Source organism: Rhodospira trueperi (assembly GCF_900101965.1).
GTDB lineage: Bacteria > Pseudomonadota > Alphaproteobacteria > Rhodospirillales > Rhodospirillaceae > Rhodospira > Rhodospira trueperi.
Genome location: NZ_FNAP01000045.1, coordinates 1 through 1,163, shown reverse-complemented (window position 1 = coordinate 1,163; position 1,163 = coordinate 1). Strand labels below are relative to the sequence as shown.

Sequence of the window (1,163 nt, the reverse complement as noted above, 5' to 3'; positions counted from 1 at the left end):
GGCAACGGGCTCAGGTTAACGGCCGAGGGCTGATTTCAGTGGCGAACGGGATTCGAGGGTGATTCAACAGGCGTCTGCCCCCCAGAACCGGAGCCGTACGCCGATGGAAGAGATGATCGTCACGGATCGCCTTCGCCTTCTTCTCAAGCACTTTGGAGAGGTTCGGGACCCACGTGACCCGGCCAAGGTAAAATATCCCCTGCCAGAAGTTCTGTTTCTGGTAACGTGCGCGAGCATCGCGGGGTGCGACGATTATGACGAGATCGCAGACTGGGGCGCCCATCACCTGGACTTCCTCAGGGGTTATGGCGAGTACTACTTCGGTACCCCCGAGGAAGACTGGTTGCGCACTCTCCTCAACCGGATCGATCCGGCGCTGTTCGAGGCTTGCTTCGTGGCCTGGGCGACCGCCCTGCGCGCGGACGCGCCCAGCCTGATCGCCCTGGATGGCAAGACGTTGCGCCGCAGCGGGGACAGCGCAACCGGGCAGAAGCCCCTCCATCTGGTCTCCGCCTGGGCCTCGACGCAGCGCCTGGTGCTGAGCCAGGAAGCCGTTGATACCAAGGAAAACGAGTGCGCCGCCATCCTCGCCATCCTGGATCGCTTGTGCCTCAAGGGGGCGTTGGTCACAATCGACGCCATCGCCACCAACTCCACCGTCGCCCAGGCCATTCTGGACCGCGACGGTGACTACGTGCTGGCCCTCAAGCGCAACCAGCCCACCCTGCATGACGACGTGGTCCGCTATTTCGAGGACCCAGAGACCACGGGGCTCGATACCGTTGAGAGCATCGACAAGGACCACGGCCGCATCGAGACCCGCCGCACCACCGTCAGCCACGACGTGGCTTGGCTCCCGTCCGACCGCCGCTACCCCGACGAGCCCCGATTCCCGGGCCTGAAAACCCTCGTCCGCACCACAACCCGCACCGAACGCCGGGGAAAGGTCACTGAAGAAACACGATATTTCATCTCATCGGCAGCCCTGAGCCCCCAGCGCGCCGCCGACGCCATTCGCGGACACTGGGGCATCGAAAGCATGCACTGGTCCCTCGACGTCACCTTCAAGGAGGATCAGTCGCGACTGCGACGGGGGCACGGCGCCCAGAACATGGCCCTCGTGCGCCGCTTCGCCTTCAATATCATCCGCGCCGGACGCGGCA

General features: G+C 64.2%; 1 protein-coding gene. It reads left to right on the top strand.

Features of this window, described 5'->3' with window-relative positions; all coding sequences use genetic code 11:
• Positions 1-103 precede the first annotated feature (103 nt).
• Positions 104-1,163, top strand: a 1,060-nt coding sequence (locus BLS85_RS18465; RefSeq protein ID WP_092788198.1) for an ISAs1 family transposase, incomplete at its 3' end; no start/stop codon positions are given.